At 71.6% G+C, this 16,095-nt stretch carries 13 protein-coding genes and 1 tRNA gene; 10 read left to right on the top strand and 4 right to left on the bottom strand.

Annotation, left to right across the window (positions count from 1 at the left end):
• Window positions 1–60 precede the first annotated feature (60 nt).
• From eno to EDF55_RS06935, 5 genes are all read left to right on the top strand, one after another.
• Window positions 61–1,344, top strand: coding sequence for a phosphopyruvate hydratase (gene eno / locus EDF55_RS06955; protein WP_123654205.1), 1,284 nt, complete (start codon window positions 61–63; stop codon window positions 1,342–1,344).
• 192 nt (window positions 1,345–1,536) lie between these two features.
• On the top strand, window positions 1,537–2,073 hold the full coding sequence (locus EDF55_RS06950) for a septum formation initiator family protein (protein WP_185017203.1): 537 nt from the start codon (window positions 1,537–1,539) through the stop codon (window positions 2,071–2,073).
• 56 nt (window positions 2,074–2,129) lie between these two features.
• The gene (locus EDF55_RS06945) at window positions 2,130–2,678 is read left to right on the top strand and encodes a DUF501 domain-containing protein (RefSeq protein ID WP_123654204.1); all 549 of its coding nucleotides are present in this window, start codon (window positions 2,130–2,132) and stop codon (window positions 2,676–2,678) included.
• A gap of 44 nt (window positions 2,679–2,722) precedes the next feature.
• Complete coding sequence (locus EDF55_RS06940; protein ID WP_123654203.1) at window positions 2,723–4,201, top strand: NAD(P)/FAD-dependent oxidoreductase; 1,479 nt, start codon at window positions 2,723–2,725, stop codon at window positions 4,199–4,201.
• Window positions 4,202–4,326: 125 nt separating this feature from the next.
• Window positions 4,327–4,400 (top strand) — tRNA-Leu (locus EDF55_RS06935).
• A gap of 73 nt (window positions 4,401–4,473) precedes the next feature.
• Here the strand turns inward: EDF55_RS06935 and EDF55_RS06930 are convergent.
• Complete coding sequence (locus EDF55_RS06930) at window positions 4,474–5,592, bottom strand: acyl-CoA desaturase (RefSeq protein WP_260235850.1); 1,119 nt, start codon at window positions 5,590–5,592, stop codon at window positions 4,474–4,476.
• A gap of 154 nt (window positions 5,593–5,746) precedes the next feature.
• Here EDF55_RS06930 and EDF55_RS06925 point away from each other — a divergent pair, with 154 nt between their 5' ends.
• Both EDF55_RS06925 and EDF55_RS06920 read left to right on the top strand, forming a co-directional pair.
• Window positions 5,747–6,028: a hypothetical protein gene (locus EDF55_RS06925; RefSeq protein WP_123654201.1), complete on the top strand. Its 282-nt coding sequence runs from the start codon at window positions 5,747–5,749 to the stop codon at window positions 6,026–6,028.
• A gap of 48 nt (window positions 6,029–6,076) precedes the next feature.
• Window positions 6,077–7,396 (top strand): threonine/serine exporter family protein, encoded by a 1,320-nt coding sequence (locus EDF55_RS06920; RefSeq protein WP_260233432.1) that lies wholly within the window; start codon window positions 6,077–6,079, stop codon window positions 7,394–7,396.
• Window positions 7,397–7,438: 42 nt separating this feature from the next.
• Here EDF55_RS06920 and EDF55_RS06915 read toward each other — a convergent pair whose 3' ends face one another.
• Both EDF55_RS06915 and EDF55_RS06910 read right to left on the bottom strand, forming a co-directional pair.
• A complete protein-coding gene (locus EDF55_RS06915) occupies window positions 7,439–9,118 on the bottom strand; it encodes a class I adenylate-forming enzyme family protein (protein WP_123654200.1) in 1,680 nt (559 codons plus the stop codon).
• A 200-nt stretch (window positions 9,119–9,318) separates the two neighbouring features.
• Entirely contained in the window at window positions 9,319–11,685 is a 2,367-nt protein-coding gene (locus EDF55_RS06910; protein WP_123654199.1) for an Ig-like domain-containing protein, read from the bottom strand.
• A gap of 221 nt (window positions 11,686–11,906) precedes the next feature.
• Between EDF55_RS06910 and EDF55_RS06905 the strand changes: the two genes are divergently transcribed.
• The gene (locus tag EDF55_RS06905; RefSeq protein ID WP_123654707.1) at window positions 11,907–12,473 is read left to right on the top strand and encodes a LemA family protein; all 567 of its coding nucleotides are present in this window, start codon (window positions 11,907–11,909) and stop codon (window positions 12,471–12,473) included.
• A 22-nt stretch (window positions 12,474–12,495) separates the two neighbouring features.
• Window positions 12,496–13,398, top strand: coding sequence for a M48 family metalloprotease (locus EDF55_RS06900; protein WP_123654198.1), 903 nt, complete (start codon window positions 12,496–12,498; stop codon window positions 13,396–13,398).
• On the opposite strand, the gene EDF55_RS06895 is transcribed toward EDF55_RS06900, so the two are convergent.
• Window positions 13,395–14,702: a winged helix-turn-helix domain-containing protein gene (locus EDF55_RS06895; protein WP_123654197.1), complete on the bottom strand. Its 1,308-nt coding sequence runs from the start codon at window positions 14,700–14,702 to the stop codon at window positions 13,395–13,397. The two genes, EDF55_RS06900 and EDF55_RS06895, sit on opposite strands and share 4 nt — an antisense overlap.
• A 92-nt stretch (window positions 14,703–14,794) precedes the next feature.
• Between EDF55_RS06895 and EDF55_RS06890 the strand changes: the two genes are divergently transcribed.
• Window positions 14,795–16,084 (top strand): AI-2E family transporter, encoded by a 1,290-nt coding sequence (locus EDF55_RS06890; RefSeq protein ID WP_243698305.1) that lies wholly within the window; start codon window positions 14,795–14,797, stop codon window positions 16,082–16,084.
• Window positions 16,085–16,095: the final 11 nt, after the last annotated feature.

Here is a 16,095-nt window from a genome sequence, read left to right as displayed (position 1 = left end):
CCCGTCGTCGGTAGGATCGACCCCGCAAGAACCACAACCGCAACGTGTAGGGAGTACCCCGTGGCCGTGATCGATGCCGTAGGAGCACGCGAAGTCCTCGATTCCCGAGGCAACCCGACGGTCGAGGTCGAGGTCCTCCTCGACGACGGCGTCGTCTCGCGCGCGCTCGTCCCGTCCGGTGCCTCCACCGGCGCCTTCGAGGCATATGAGCTGCGCGACGGAGACGCATCCCGCTACGGCGGCAAGGGCGTCCTCAAGGCAGTGGAGGCGGTGCTCGACGAGATCGGCCCCGCGCTCGAGGGCTTCGACGCCACCGACCAGCGTCTCGTCGACGCCGCGCTCATCGAGCTCGACGGCACCGAGAACAAGTCGCGCCTCGGTGCGAACGCGATCCTCGGCGCCTCGCTCGCCGTCGCCCGCGCCGCCGCCGACTCGGCCGACCTGCCGCTCTTCCGGTACCTCGGCGGCCCGAACGCGCACACGCTGCCCGTCCCGCTGATGAACGTCGTCAACGGTGGCGCGCACGCCGACACCAACGTCGACATCCAGGAGTTCTTCCTGGTGCCCTACGGCGCCGAGTCGTTCTCCGAAGCGCTCCGCTGGGGCGTCGAGACCTACCACGCCCTCAAGGGCGAGCTGAAGAAGCAGGGCCTGGCGACCGGCCTCGGCGACGAGGGCGGCTTCGCGCCGGAGCTCGCGTCGAACCGTGCGGCGCTCGACTTCCTCGTCGCCGCGATCGAGAAGGCCGGCTTCACCCCGGGCAAGGACATCGCCCTCGGGCTCGACGTCGCCTCCACCGAGTTCTTCGCGGACGGCAAGTACAACTTCGAGGGCAAGCAGCTCTCCTCGCAGGAGTTCACGAGCTACTTCTCCGACCTGGTCGCGAACTACCCGCTCGTCACCATCGAGGACCCGCTGGCCGAGGACGACTGGGAAGGCTGGACCCACCTCACCGCCGAGCTCGGTGGCAAGGTGCAGATCGTCGGCGACGACCTCTACGTCACCAACCCGAAGCGCCTGCAGCGGGGCATCGACGAGAAGGCCGGCAACTCGATCCTGGTCAAGGTGAACCAGATCGGCACGCTGACCGAGACCCTCGACGCGGTGTCGCTCGCGCAGCGCCACGGCATGACGGCGATCCTCTCGCACCGCTCCGGCGAGACCGAGGACACCACCATCGCGGACATCGCGGTGGCTGTCGACGGTGGCCAGATCAAGACCGGCGCCCCGGCCCGCTCGGACCGCGTCGCGAAGTACAACCAGCTCCTCCGCATCGAGGAAGAGCTCGGCGACGCCGCGGTCTACGCCGGCCGCACCGCGTTCCCGCGCGCCGCAGCGCTGTAGGGGCACAGACCCTCTAGCGAGCAGCACACCGGACGCAGGTCGTCCACCCGACGCGCCCCGTGCCTCCCGTCCGCTCATCCGGACCACGGCACGGGGCGCGTCTGCGTGTCGTCCCGTGCGCCCGGCTGGGAAGGGGCCGAAACGCAGGCGCGGCGGCGCGGACCATGCCGACGGCCGGGTTATCGTCGTGACGTGCCCAGCCAGAAGCCCCGCGTCCGCCGCGTCCCCGTGGCGATGCCCGAGGGCGGCACGGCCGAGCAGCCGTGGTACCGCTCGATCCGGTTCTCCGGGTTCAGCCTGCTCATGCTCGCGATCATCGTGCTGTTCGTCGTGGTCCTCGCCCCGTCGCTCCGGACGCTCATCCAGCAGCAGGAGCAGATCGCGCAGCAGCAGCGTGAGGTGGCGGCGCAGAAGTCCGACGTCGCGCAGAAGCAGAAGGACGTCGCGCGCTGGGACGACCCCGCCTACATCGAGGCGCAGGCCCGTGACCGGCTGCTCTACGTGTACCCGGGGGAGCAGAGCTTCCTGGTGATGGGCGAGGGCACGAGCACCTCCGACGACTCCCCGACGACGGACTCCGGGACCCCCGTGAGCGCGAAGGTGCAGACGCCGAAGGTGGACTGGGTGCAGGCGATGATGTCGTCCGTGCTGAAGTCCGGCCTGTCCGAGGAGACCACGCAGGAGCTCGTCGCACCCGACGTCTCCGGCACGGGGAACTCCTCGAACTGACCGCCCGTCGTCACACGGTGCGGGGAGCCGCGGAACTCGGGTAGCCTCTTGTACCCGTGACGACCCCTCCGTTCGACCCGCCGTCCGACCACGACGTGCAGGTGGTGTCGGCCCAGCTGGGCCGCCCCGCTCGCGACGTCGTCGGCATCGCGGCACGCTGCGTCTGCGGCAACCCGACGGTGGTCGCCACGAAGCCGCGGCTGTCGAACGGCACACCGTTCCCCACGCTGTACTACCTGTGCCACCCGGCGGCCACCGCTGCCGTCAGCACACTCGAGGCGACCGGGGTCATGCCCGAGCTCGCCGCGCTGCTCGATGACCCCGACACCGCCGAGCGCTACCGCGCGGCGCACGAGGCCTACCTCGCGGACCGCGAGTCCATCGAGCACGTCGACGAGATCGACGGCATCAGCGCGGGCGGCATGCCCGTCCGCGTGAAGTGCCTGCACGCCCTCGTCGGTCACTCACTCGCTGCCGGACCCGGCGTGAACCCCATCGGCGACCTCGCGCTCGAACGCGCATCGTGGTCGCCCGACCGGTGCGAATGCCGGGCGTATGATGAGGGTGCAGACGCTGGAGTCGGGGCGGGTGGCGGCGAAGTCTGACCAGCCGCCCGGCAACCACCCCCACTCCAAGGAGACCATTCCCCGTGCCCAAGATCCTCGTCGTCGGCGGCGGTTACGCCGGCTTCTACACCGCCTGGAAGCTCGAGAAGCACCTTCGCCAGGGCGAAGCTGAGGTCGTGATGGTGGATCCGCTGCCGTACATGACGTACCAGCCGTTCCTGCCGGAGGTGGCTGCCGGTTCGATCGAGCCGCGCCACGCGGTCGTCTCGCACCGTCGTCACCTCAAGAAGACCCGCGTCGTCACGGCGAAGGTCACGAAGGTCGACCACGCCACGAAGACCGCGACCATCACGCCGGAGATCGGCGAGCCGTGGGAAGAGTCCTACGACCAGATCGTGATGACCGCCGGTGCCGTCTCCCGCACGTTCCCCATCGCGGGCGTCGCGGACGAGGCGATCGGCCTCAAGACCATCGAAGAGGCCGCCGCGATCCGCGACAAGGTCCTCACCAACTTCGCCAAGGCGTCGAACCTGCCGGCCGGTCCCGAGCGTGACCGCCTGCTCACCGTCGTCGTCGTCGGTGGTGGCTTCGCCGGCATCGAGGTGTTCGCCGAGCTCCGCTCGTTCGTCACCGACCTGCTGAAGAGCTACCCGGAGCTGTCCTTCGACGACACGCACTTCCACCTCGTCGAGGCGATGGGCCGAATCATGCCCGAGGTCTCGCTCGAGACCTCGCACTGGGTGCTCAAGAACCTCGCGCAGCGCGGTGCGAACGTGCACCTCGACACGCAGCTCGCCTCGGCCGTCGGTGGCGTCTGCCAGCTCAAGGCCAAGGACGAGTCGATCCAGACGGTCGAGTCCGACCTCATCATCTGGACCGCCGGCGTGATGGCGAACCCGATGGTCAAGGGCACCGACTTCCCGCTCGAGCCGCGCGGCCGCATCACCGTGCAGCCCGACCTCCGCGTCGTCGACGAGGACACGGTCATCGCGGACGCCTGGGCCTGTGGCGACGTCGCAGCCGTGCCGGACCTCACCGGTGGTGGCGTCGGCGGCATGTGCGTGCCGAACGCCCAGCACGCGGTCCGTCAGGCCAAGCAGCTCGCGAAGAACCTCGTCGCGACGCTCCGCGGCGAGGCGACGGTCGACTACAAGCACGAGAACCTCGGCGCCGTCGCGGGTCTCGGCATCGGCATCGGTGTCTTCCAGTCCGGCAAGTTCGCCATGAAGGGCTTCCTCGCCTGGGGCGCGCACCGTGGCTACCACGGCATGGCGATGCCGTCGTGGGAGCGCAAGTGGCGCGTCATCGGCGACTGGGTCGGCGGCTTCTTCCTGGGCCGCGACATCGCGTCCCTCGACGACCGTGAGACCCCGCGCGCCGCGTTCGAGGCGTTCGCGTCCCGTCCGAAGCCCGCCGCGACCGAGGAGCCCGCGGCCGTTGCCGCTCCGGCTCCGGAAGCGGGCACGCCCGCCGGCGCTGCCGGTCCGGCGTACGCCACCCCGGCCGAGGACGTCTCGAAGGACGCCGCTCCGGTCGACGGCGAGAAGGCCACCGCGAAGTAGCACTCCGCTCACGCCGAAGGGCGGTCACCCCACCGGGTGGCCGCCCTTCGGCGTTCGGGGCGTTCGAGGCGTTCGCGTTCGAGCCGTTCGAGGCGTGTGCGCTGGTCGCTAGGCTGTTGCAGCCTGCCCCCGTGGCCCAATCGGTAGAGGCACGCGACTTAAAATCGCTGAGCTGAGGGTTCGAGTCCCTCCGGGGGTACCGATACCGAGCAACGAAACAGCACCGCGGGGATCCCGCGGTGCTGTGTCCGTCTCGTGGTTCCGTGCGCGCCTCAGTGCAGGCGGTAGCCCGTGACCATGGGGCAGGTGAACGGGTCACGCGCCGCGAGCCCGACCCGGTTGAGGTAGGCGACGACGATGCCGTACGACTTGCCGAGGCTCGCCTCGGTGTAGGGGATGTTGTGCTTCTCGCAGTGCGCCTTCACCATCGGCTTCGCGAGGCGCAGGTTCGGCCGCGCCATGCTCGGGAAGAGGTGGTGCTCCGCCTGGTGGTTGAGGCCACCGAAGAGGTGGTCGGCCCAGATGCCGCCCGTGATGTTGCGGGAGGTGCGGACCTGGCGGGAGAGGAAGTCGATGCGGGCGCCCTCCGCGATGATCGGCATGCCCTTGTGGTTCGGCGCGAACGAGCCGCCCATCATCACACCGAAGACGGCGAGCTGGACACCGAGGAACGCGAAGCCGACGCCGAGCGGCATCAGCGTGAAGATCGCCCAGAAGTACAGCGCGAAGCGTGCGACGAGCAGGACGGCCTCGATGATGCGGTCACGCCCGGTGCCCTTGATGTGCTGGCCGGTGACGAGTGCGCGGACGCCGAGGAAGTGCAGGTTCGCGCCTTCCATCGTCAGCAGCGGGAAGAACGCCCAGCCCTGCACACGGGTGAGGTAGCGGAGCAGTCCGCGACGCTCGGCGGCGTCTTCCTCGATGAAGGACACCGTGTCCTGCGCGATGTCGGGGTCCTTGCCGATGGTGTTCGGGTTGCCGTGGTGACGGTTGTGCTTGTTCATCCACCACGTGTAGGAGAGCCCCACGAGGAAGGTGCCGAGCACCCGCCCGGCGTGGTCGTTCCACTTGCGGGAGGCGAACACCTGCCGGTGTGCGGCTTCGTGCGCCAGGAACGCGAACTGGGTGAACAGGGCGCCGAGGACGGCGGCGGGGATCAGCTGGAACCACGAGCCACCGAGCATGGCGACGGCGGCCCAGCAGACGGCGACGAGACCGACGAGCACGGCGAACACGGTCCAGTAGAAGCCGACACGGCGTTCCAGGAGGCCAGCCGAGCGGACCTCTTCGAGGAGGTCCTTGTACGTGGAGGTGCCGGAGGTGGCGCCCGGAGCACGCGGGGTGGTGGGTCGGTACAGGGTCGATGAAGACGGCATGGAGGCTGCTTCCATCAGGAACAGCCCTTCGGCCGAACTCAGAGTTCCCGCAACTGCGGTTCCCCGAAACCTATGGGCTGAACCTGGGCAAGCACCGTGGAGTGCGCGTACCGTTCGGCCGAGGTCGTCCCCCGTCTCGTGGCGATTCCGGGCCGGGAGGTCCCCGCCCGTGAAACACATCATCTACGGCCTTGCGTCCGTGCTCACCACGGACGACGCCGCGTACGCCGTGCTGGAGTACGCCGCCGCCCTCGCCCAGGCCGGTCTGGCCGACACCGTGCACGTCCCGACGGTCGACCGGTGGGGCATGGCGACGACGTCGAGCATCCTCCTCGCGCCGGCGATCGGGGTGCTCGTGCAGTCCGCTCCGGACGACGAGCTGCACCCGGAGACCGAGGGGTTCACGACCGAGATGCGGCTGCGGACCCAGGCGGTCCAGACGACGGGCTGAGCGCCCCTGCTCATCGGGGTGACCCGCGACCGTTAGCATGCTCCGGTGGTGGGATTCGGCAGTGCGATCGCGAACCTCCGTGGAGTCCTCCGGCAGCCAGAGGCGCACGTCGAGGTCGTCGACGGCGAGACCGTCCCGGTCGGGATGCTCCTCGGCACGCTCGGCACCCTGCTCCTCGACGCCGGCAGCTCGGTCACCGACGTCCGTTCGGCGCTCGAGAAGGCCCGCGACGCCGCCGGCATCGGCCCGGAACTCGCGGTCGGGGTGCTCCCCGCGCTGGTGATCGTGAGCGAGACCTCGACGGGTGCTGCCACGATCGTGAACGCCGAGGGCGTCGAGCTCTCCTTCCGCCAGGCCGCCAGGGCGAACCGCCTGGTGCTCGGGCTGGAGAGCGGGTCGATCGCCCTCGCCGAGATCCCGGCGCGGGTCCGGGCGATCCGCGACGGCACCCGGCCGCCCGCACCGCTGCCGTGGGTGCTCGGGAACGCGCTGACCTCTGCGGGGCTCGCCGTCGTGTTCCGGTGCCCGTGGTGGGCGATCCTCGTCGCGCTCGGCGTCGGCGCGGTCGTCGGCGTCATCGGGCTGCTGCTCCGCCGGTACCGCGAGGCCGTCGCCGTCGTCCCGTTCCTCGCCGCCTTCGTCTCGACCGCGGTCGTCGGCCTCGTGGCCGCCGGCACCGGGTTCGACCACGTGCCGCTGTTCGCCGTCTGCGCACCCGTCGCGGTCTTCGTCCCCGGCGCGCTCATCACGAACGCGCTCCTCGAGCTCACCGCGGCCGACATCGTGACCGGGTCGGCCCGGCTCATGCAGGGGCTCATCATCCTCGGGTTCATGGCAGCCGGGATCGCCGCCGGCAGCGCCGTCACCGGCCTGCACGTCGACCCGACGTCGGCCGCACTCGTGGGGGAGGTCGCGGGGGTCGGCAACGACCTGGCGGGCTGGGAGTCCGTCCCGCCGTACTGGCTGTCCTGGGTCGCCGTCGGGGTGCTCGCCATCGGGATCGGGCTGGTGTTCGGCGCCGGCTGGAAGCTCACGGCCGCGTCGATCGTGGTGATGGTGCTGGCCTACGCGCTCGTGTCCGGCCTCGCGCCGCTCGTCGGGAGCGTCGTCGCGACGGGCATCGCGGCGGCCGTGCTGTTCGTCGCGACGCGGTGGCTCGAGCGGCTCGTGCCGGTGATCCCCGCGACGGTGTCGTTCCTGCCGGCCTTCCTGCTGCTCGTGCCGGGCACGGTCGGGCTCGTCGCCGTCGCCACGTTCGACCCGGAGTCGCTTGCCACGCCGCTCGCGACGTTCGTGAGCCTGTGTGTGGGCACGAAGATCGGCGGGCTGCTGCCCGGCCTCTTCGCCCGCCGCACGCCGACACACTGACGCGCGCGACCAGAGCGCCTCCTGGCCGCGCGACCAGCGCCCCTACGGCTCGATGAAGCGGCCGGCGGCCTGGTCCTCGGCGGCGGTCGCCTTCGCGAGGTAGTGCACCTTCTTGCCCGTCGCGTTGTACGGCAGCTCGGTGACGAACCGGTACCGCCGCGGCCGCTTGTACCGCGCGAGCCCCGGGTGCGTCCCGGTCCACTCCTCGAGCGCCGCCGCCGCGGCCACGTCGTCGGCGGGCAGCCCCTGGTCCGCGCGGATCACGAACGCCACGACCACCTCGCCCCAGCGGTCGTCGGGCACCCCGACCACCACGGAGTCCGCGACGCCCGCGTGCTCCTGCAGCACTGCCTCGACCTGCACCGGGTGCACGTTCTCGCCGCCGGAGATGATCATGTCGTCCTTGCGCCCGACGATCGTCACGCGCTCGTGCTCGTCCCACGTCGCGAGGTCGCCCGGGTAGAACCACCCGTTCGCGAACTTCTCCGCCTCGAGCCCCGGGTTCCGGTACGAGTACCCGGACTTCACGGTGCGCACCGCGAACTCGCCGATCTCGCTGCCGTCCTTCGGCACGGTGTCGCTCGGATCGGCCAGCTTGTCCGTGTGCACCCGGACCACGGCGACGTCGTCGTCGGTGGAGGCGCGGCCGGTCGAGCCGGCACCGTCCGGGAAGTCCTCGGGGCGCAGGAACGTGTTCCAGAAGGTCTCGGTGGTGCCGTAGCCGTTGAAGATCCGCGGGGAGAGCAGCTCCTGGTAGCGGAGCGCCGCTGCCCGGTCGAGCGGTGCGCCCATCGTGACGATGCCGTTCAGGGAGGAGAGGTCGCGCGGTCGGCGCTCCTGCGCGTTCGCGAGCTGCACGAGGTTCGGCGGCGCGCCGATCAGGAAGGTCAGCCGCTCGGACTCGACGAGGTCGAGCACCCGGTCTGGGTCGAAGTGCCGGAGCGTGGTGAGCTCGGCGCCGACGTAGAACACCGGGTTCGGACCGCCCGAGTACAGACCGCCACGGTGGAACAGCGGCGACATGTTGAGCGTCTTGTCGAACGGGCTCAGCGGGAAGTGCATGATGACGTCGTGCGCGCTGAGCACCTCCACCAGGCTCGGCAGCGGGACCGGCTTCGGCCGTCCCGTGGTGCCCGAGGTGTACAGGCGGGTGGTCTCGTCGTACGTGGAGCGCGGCTCGGTGGCGGCGAGCTCGTCGGCAGTGACGGGCTCGTCGGCGAGGAGGTCGGCGAACGGGACGTCGGAGCCGACCGCGGGATCACCGGAGCCGACCACGACGACGTGTGCCGGCCGGTGCGACGCCGAGGTGCGGGCAGCTGCGAGGTCCTCCGCGCGTGCCGCGTCGTACACGAGCACGACGGGGGCGGAGTCGTCGACGATGAAGGCGACCTCGTCGGGTGCGAGCCGGAAGTTCGTCGGCGAGAACACCGCGCCGATCCGGTGGCAGGCCAGGTAGAGCATCGCGAACTCGGGGGAGTTGAACAGCTCCACCATCACGACCGAACCGCGCTCCACCCCGTGCCGGACGAGCCAGCCGCCGACCCGGTCGACCACGTCGCCGAGCTCGGCGTACGTCCACGACCGGTCGGAGTCCGGGTCTCGGAGGGCCGGCCGCGCGGCGAAGCGGTGCGTGTTCCGCGCGAAGCCGTTGGCGTAGGTGTAGCTGCCCTCGAAGACCTCGCGGAAGCGGGTCGGGTCGTAGTCGGATCGGGTCTCGGTCATCGTCGCTCCCTGGCTCGTCCGGTGCTGCCGTCGCACCGTCCGTCAGCGTATCCGCGCGCCGATCCGGGTGGCACGCGCCGCGCTCGGAGACCGGCCGCGTCGGCGACGCGGGTCGCCGTGGCGGAGGTGGGACGAGCCTCCAGGCCGGTCCGGTCCGGTGCTCTGCCGGACGTGCACCCGGTCGGGAGGCGCGGTTCGGCTCAGGCGCGCGTGTCCGGTTCCAGCACGCGCACCCACACCCAGGTGGCGGCCGCGACGGCGACGCACCCGCAGGCGACGACGGCCATCACGACGGGGGAGACGTGCGTGCCGGCGGTGCCGGAGTACACGGCGGCACCGAGCGCGACGCCCACGGCGGCGATCGACGCGTACCGGGTCCGCGAGTGCGCCCAGAGCGCGCCGCCCGCCGAGCCGGGCAGGGGGAGGAGGGTGACCACGAACGAGCCGAGGCCGCCGACGCAGAGCGTGATCGCGAACTCCGACACGAGCGAGACCCACAACCCGGAGCCGAGCGTGAGGCTGTGCAGCACCCACCCCGCTGCGGCGAGGACGAGGAGCGCGGCGGACCGCCAAGTGGCGCTCCGAGCGCAGGCGGCGACCCCGGCCCCGAGGCGCATCGCGCCGGTGTCCACGTCGGTCCGGCCGACCGGGACGAGCAGCACGCCGACCACGACCGCGGGGGAGAGGTCCGCCGTACGGGTGACGGCGCAGGCCACGAGGGCGGTGAGCACGAGCCACGGTGAGACCCGGTAGCCGACCATGTGCCGGTCCGCTCCGGCGGCCCACCGCGTCGCCAGGACCGCCCCTGCTGTGAGCACCGCGGTGCCGAGGAGGACGGCGATGGCGAGGCGGACGTAGCGCGCCTCGAGTTCGACGCCGACCCCGAGCAGGGTCAGGACGGCGGCGAGCACCACGGCGATGCCGACCGACACCCACCCGGGCAGGGAGTCGTCCCCGCGGCGGCGCTCGGAACGCGGACGGTTCCGGCCGGTGAACGAGGCGAGTCGCAGGGACACGCGGCCGCGGAGCGACCGGGCGACGAGTCGGACCGGGCCCGCGACGAGGAGGAGGAACGCCGCTGCGACGGCCGCGGCGACCAGCAGGGTGCGCCAGGAGAACGAGGACTGGATCGTGGGGACGGTCTGGTCGAACGTCGTCGCGACGGACCAGTCGCCGGCGGGACCGGACCAGTCGATGCCGTGGCCCGCGCCGCCGCTCGAACCCGCGCCAGCGCCTGCGCTGCCGTCGCCGGAGCCGTTCCCGCCCGCGCCACCACCGGAGCCGCCCGTGCCCGTGCCCGGTGCACCCGTGCTGCTGCCGTCCCCGCCCGGGTCCGGCGTCGTCCCGCCGGCCGTCGGGCCGCCGGGGGTCGTGCTGCCGGACGCGGTGCTGCCCGGACCGGTGGCCGTGGCACCCGGGGTGCTGCCGGATGCGCCGACGACCCGGACCACGACGGCGGTCGAGGACGCCGAGTGGTTGCCCGCGGCGTCGTGCTGCAGTGCGGTGACCGATCGTGCGCCCGCGGCGAGCGGGACGCCCCGGGTCGAGCACGACCACGCGCCGTCGCTGCCGACGGTCGCACCGCAGACGGGGGCACGGTCGACGTAGACCGTCACCGCAGCCGCGGGCTCCCCGGTCCCGCGCACGGTGAGCGGCTGGTCGGCGACGCGCTGTCCGGTCCGCGGCGCGGTGATCCGAGGCGCTGCCGGTGGCGTCCGGTCGAACGTGACCGAGACCGGGGCGGACGCGGCGCTCCGGAGGTCGGACCGGTAGCCCCGCGCGGTGCTGACGGTCTGGGTGGCCGTCATCGTGACCGTGCCGCTCGGGTGCGGTGCCGCGCCGGTCGACCAGGACACGACCCAGCGGCCGTCGGACCCGACCGTGGCCGTGCGGACCGCGGGCGAGCCGGAGACCGACACGGTCACGGTGGTCCCCGTGTCGCCGCTGCCGACGACGGTGCCGGTGGTGGGGTCCCGCGTGGTGATGGTGGGCGGCACGACGACGTCGGCAGCCGGAGCGTCGGCGGTGTGGCGCGAGGTGTCGGAGACGTCCTGCACCGTGAAGACCTGCTGTGCGCCGGTGTGCACGCGGCCGAAGCAGGACCAGGCGCCGGTGGTGCTCGTCGTCGCCGTGCAGACCGAGGAACTCGTCACCCTCGGATCGATCACGCGGACCCGGTGGGCGGGGGTCGCGGTGCCGTGGAAGCGGCCCGTGGCGCTCGTGAGGTCGCCCGGGTCGGCGATCGTCGGGTCGACGGGCGGTCGGCCGGTCGGCGGGGTGCTCGGGGTCGACGTCGGGGTGCCGGTCGGTGCGGCGCTCGGGCGGGTCAGCGACTGGGTGGGCGCCGGTGTCGGTGTCGGCGTCGCGGGGACTGCGGCGGCGGTGGCGCCGTTCGCCGCCGCGGCAGTGGTGGCTCCCGTCGCGGCCGCGGCGGGCGCGACGCTCAGCGCGAGCAGCGCCGCCGCGAGGGCTGCGGTGAGACCGCCGAGCACCCCCACGCGGGCACGACGAACGGGGCCGTCGCCCCCGACTGCCCTGGTGTCCACGTCGTCCCCGTGCGTGTTCATGCCCCTCCATCCCACGTGACGACGGCCCATCGGTCAATACACCTCGCGGATGATCCGCGCGATCCGGCCCCTGTCCGGACGCCCGGTGTGCGTGCCTGGGGAATCGCCCGTGAACCACCGCTCGCGCGCGGCACGTGCACGCAGCGTCGTTAGAATCGTCGATGGCCTGACCTGGCCGAACCCGACCCGACGAGGAGCACTCCCGCATGGACACCGGACTCATCACGACCCTGATCGTCGTCGGCGTGGTGGTCGTGGTCCTCGTGATCGTCGGGATCTACCTCTGGGTCACGTACAACTCGCTCGTCACGCTGAAGGTCCGCGTGGACGAAGCATGGAGTGACATCTCGGTGCAGCTCAAGCGGCGCGCCGACCTGATCCCCACCATCGTCGACACGGTGAAGGGGTACGCCACCCACGAGAAGGCCGTCTTCACCGACGTCACGAAGGCCCGTGCGGAGACGCTCAGCGCCGGGGACGCGGACGCCGCCTCCGCCGCCGAGGGCCACATGCAGAAGGCGCTGAAGAGCGTGTTCGCCGTGGCCGAGGGCTACCCGCAGCTGCAGTCGAGCCAGAACTTCCTGCAGCTGCAGACCCAGCTCGTCGACACCGAGGACAAGATCCAGTCGGCCCGGCGGTTCTACAACGGCGGGGTCCGCGAGCTCAACACGAAGATCAAGGTCTTCCCGAACTCCACGTTCGCCAAGCGCCGCGGGTTCAGCGAAGCGTCCTTCTTCGAGACCGCCGAGCCCTCGGCGATCGCCGAACCGCCGCGCGTCCAGTTCTGACCCACCGTCCCGGAAGCCGCTGATGTACAGCGCGATCGCGCGGAACAAGCGCAACACCGTCGTCATCGTCCTGGTGTTCCTGGTCATCATCGGCGCGCTCGGGTTCCTCGGCGGGTACCTGGCGGGGAACGTCTCGATCGGCGTCATCGTCCTCGTCGTCGCACTCGGCTACGCCGTGCTGCAGTACTTCACCGCCGCGCGGCAGGCCACCGCCATCGCGGGCGGCATCGAGATCGACCGGAACACCGAGCCGCGGCTCTGGCGGACGGTGGAGAACCTGGCGATCGCCACCGGCATGCCGATGCCCCGCGTCTTCGTCATCCGCGATCCGTCCCCGAACGCCTTCGCGACCGGCCGGGACCCGGAGCACGCGGTCGTGGCCGCGACGACCGGGCTGCTCGAGATCATGGACGACCAGGAGCTCGAGGGCGTCATGGCGCACGAACTCGGACACGTCCGGAACTACGACATCCGGGTGTCGACGATGGTCTTCGGGCTGGTGGTCGCGGTCGGGCTCATCGCCGACGTGCTCCTGCGCATCTCGATCTTCAGCGGACTGTCCGGCGGGCGGAACCGGAACAACGACAACGGCGGCGGCGCGAACCCGATCCTGCTCATCGCCGGGATCGTCGCCGTGATCGTGGCACCGATCGCCGCGATGGGCGTGCAGGCGGCGGTGTCCCGGCAGCGCGAGTACCTCGCCGACGCCACCGGGGCGCTCACCACCCGGCACCCCGAGGGGCTGGCGCGGGCGCTCGAGAAGCTCGGCGCCTACGGGCAGCCGATGCGGACGCAGAACTCCTCGATGGCGCACCTGTGGATCGCGGACCCGATGAAGCCGGGTGTGATGGACCGGCTCTTCTCGACGCACCCGCCGCTGCCGGACCGCATCGCGCGGCTCCGCGGCATCCAGGACCGCTTCTAGCCGACGTCCTGCGCGGCGTCCTGTGCCGCGAGCCCGGCCGGTTCGAGCGGGTCGCCCTCGGCAGGTTCGGGCGCGTCGGCGTCGTCCGCCTCGACGTGGGGCGCGAGCGGGACGCCCAGCGCTCCGGCGAGCCGTGCGGCTGCGGTGCCGCGGTCGGTCACCTCGATGTCGTCGAGCCCCTGCCACGCAGCGGCCCGGCGGATCGTCGCGGCCAGGCGCTCCGGGTCGAGCGTGGCGTCGGGCTCTTCCCACGCCGTCCGCACGCGGAGGACCCCGCGCTGCCGGTCGCTCTTGAGGTCGACACGACCGACCAGGGCGTCGTCCTGCAGCACCGGGAGCACGTAGTAGCCGAAGACCCGCTTCGGCGCCGGTGTGTAGATCTCGATCCGGTAGTGGAAGCCGTACATCCGCTCGGCCCGCCGCCGGAACCACACGACCGGGTCGAACGGGCTGACGACCGCGTCGGTCGTGAGCGCCCGCGGCACCCGGGCCTCGGCATGCATCCACGCCCGCTCGCGCCAGCCCTCCACCTGGACGGGCAGGAGCACGCCGGCGTCCTGCAGTTCGGCGATCGCCGTGCCGGTGTCGTCCGACCGGAGCCGGTAGTAGTCGGCGATGTCCGCCCGCGTGCCGACCCCGAGGGCGCGGGACGCCCGGGCGACGAGTTCGCGGATGGCGTCGGGGCGTGCCGGTGCGGTGTCCAGGAACCCGGCGGGCAGGACCTGGTCGGGCAGCGCGTACACGCGCTCGAACCCGGACCGGCCGGCGCTCACCGCTTCGCCCCAGCGGAACATCTGCTCGAGCCCGAGCTTCACGTCGCTCCAGCCCCACCAGGGACCGCGCCGGACGTTCGACTCGTGCTCGACCGCGCTCGCCGGCATCGGGCCCTCGCTCGCCAGGAGCGCGTGCAGCTCGCGCCGGACCGCCTCGGTGCGGGTGACGCCGTCGATCCGCGTCGGGCCGGCGTCACGCACCCGGAACGCGTCCATCTTCCAGCGGAACAGCCGGAGGTCGTCGCGCGGGATGAACGCCGCTTCGTGGGCCCAGTACTCCAGGTGCGAGCCGCGCTTGGTCAGGGTGAGGCGGTCGAGGGCCTGCCGGTCGTAGGCGCCGAGCCGGGCGAAGAGCGGCAGGTAGTGGCTGCGCTCGAAGACGTTCACCGAGTCGATCTGCAGCAGCCCCAGCCGACCGATCCCGGCGCTGATGCCCCGGGTCGGGACGGTGTCGAGCGGCGGCCGTCCGAATCCCTGCGCGGCGAGTGCGACGCGGCGGGCCTCGGCGGCGGAGAGCGTGGTCCTGGGCACGCCTCGACCCTACTGAGCACCGCCGACGTGCGACGCTCTGGTCATATGCCGCATCTGGAACACGTCGGCCGCCGCGCAGATACACTCCAGCCATGGCATGGGGCAGGAAGACGGTCGTCGAACCAGTGGTCGTGGAGCGGAAGTCGCACCCCGACCCCGTGGTCGAGGAGTCGGTGCCCACGGGGATCCGGATCGCCGGCGCGTGGTCCTGGCGGGTGCTCGTCGTCGTCGGCGTGATCGCGCTCTTCATCTGGCTGATGACGATCTTCAGCGAGATCCTGATCCCGTTCCTCGTCGGCATCGTGGTCTCGGCGCTCCTCGTGCCGATCTCGAACTGGATGCAGCGGCACCACGTGCCGAAGTGGCTCGCGATCGTGATCAGCCTGCTCGGCGGTCTCGCGGCCATCGGTGCGCTGCTGTGGCTCGTCGTCGACCAGGTCATCGCGTCGTACCCGTCGCTCCGTGACCGCACGGTGTCGCAGTACGCGAACATCCGCGACCTCGTCCTGAACTCCGGCCTCGGCATCACCCAGAGCGACGTCAACGGGTGGCTCGACGACGGCACGAAGTGGCTGCAGGACAACTCGGCGTCGATCCTGTCCGGCGTCGCGAGCGCCGGCTCGGGGGCGACCCACGCGTTCGAAGCGCTGTTCATCATCCTGTTCACGACGATCTTCCTGCTCGTCGACGGCAAGAACGTCTGGCGCTGGACTGTCCGGCTCTTCCCGAAGAAGGCCCGTGCCGCGGTGGACGGTGCCGGCGTGGCCGGCTGGATCACCCTGACGAGCTTCATCCGGGTGCAGATCTTCGTCGCGTTCGTCGACGCGGTCGGCATCGGCCTCGGTGCGTTCATCGTCGGGCTGTTCTTCGGCGGGATGCCGCTCGTGATCCCGATCGCGGCGTTCGTGTTCCTCGGCGCGTTCATCCCCGTCGTCGGTGCGATCGTCACCGGCTTCCTGGCCGTCTTCGTCGCCCTGATCTTCAACGGGCCGGTCGCCGCGGTCCTCGTGCTCGCGGTCGTCCTGCTGGTCCAGCAGATCGAGGGGCACATCCTCCAGCCGCTCGTGATGGGCAACGCGGTCAAGGTGCACCCGCTCGCGGTCGTCCTCGGCGTCACCGCGGCGTCCGGTCTCGCGGGCATCGCCGGCGCGTTCTTCGCCGTGCCGCTCATCGCCACACTGAACGCGATGGTCACCACGATCGCGAGCGGTCGCTGGCGCCGGCTCGACTCGGACCACGTCCTCGAAGCGACACCGAAGCGCGGGCAGCACGGGCAGCTGCAGCTGCTGCGCCGACGCCGCCACACCACGCGTGACGACGTCCCGGCTCCCGGCAGCGACAAGGAACCGGCTGCCGCTCCGGGAACCGCCAGCACGAACTGACGTCACGGGTT

Origin of the sequence: Curtobacterium sp. ZW137, from assembly GCF_003762905.1 — a bacterium.
In the GTDB taxonomy this organism is placed as follows: Bacteria; Actinomycetota; Actinomycetes; order Actinomycetales; family Microbacteriaceae; genus Curtobacterium.
This window is presented reverse-complemented; position numbering and strand designations above follow the sequence as displayed.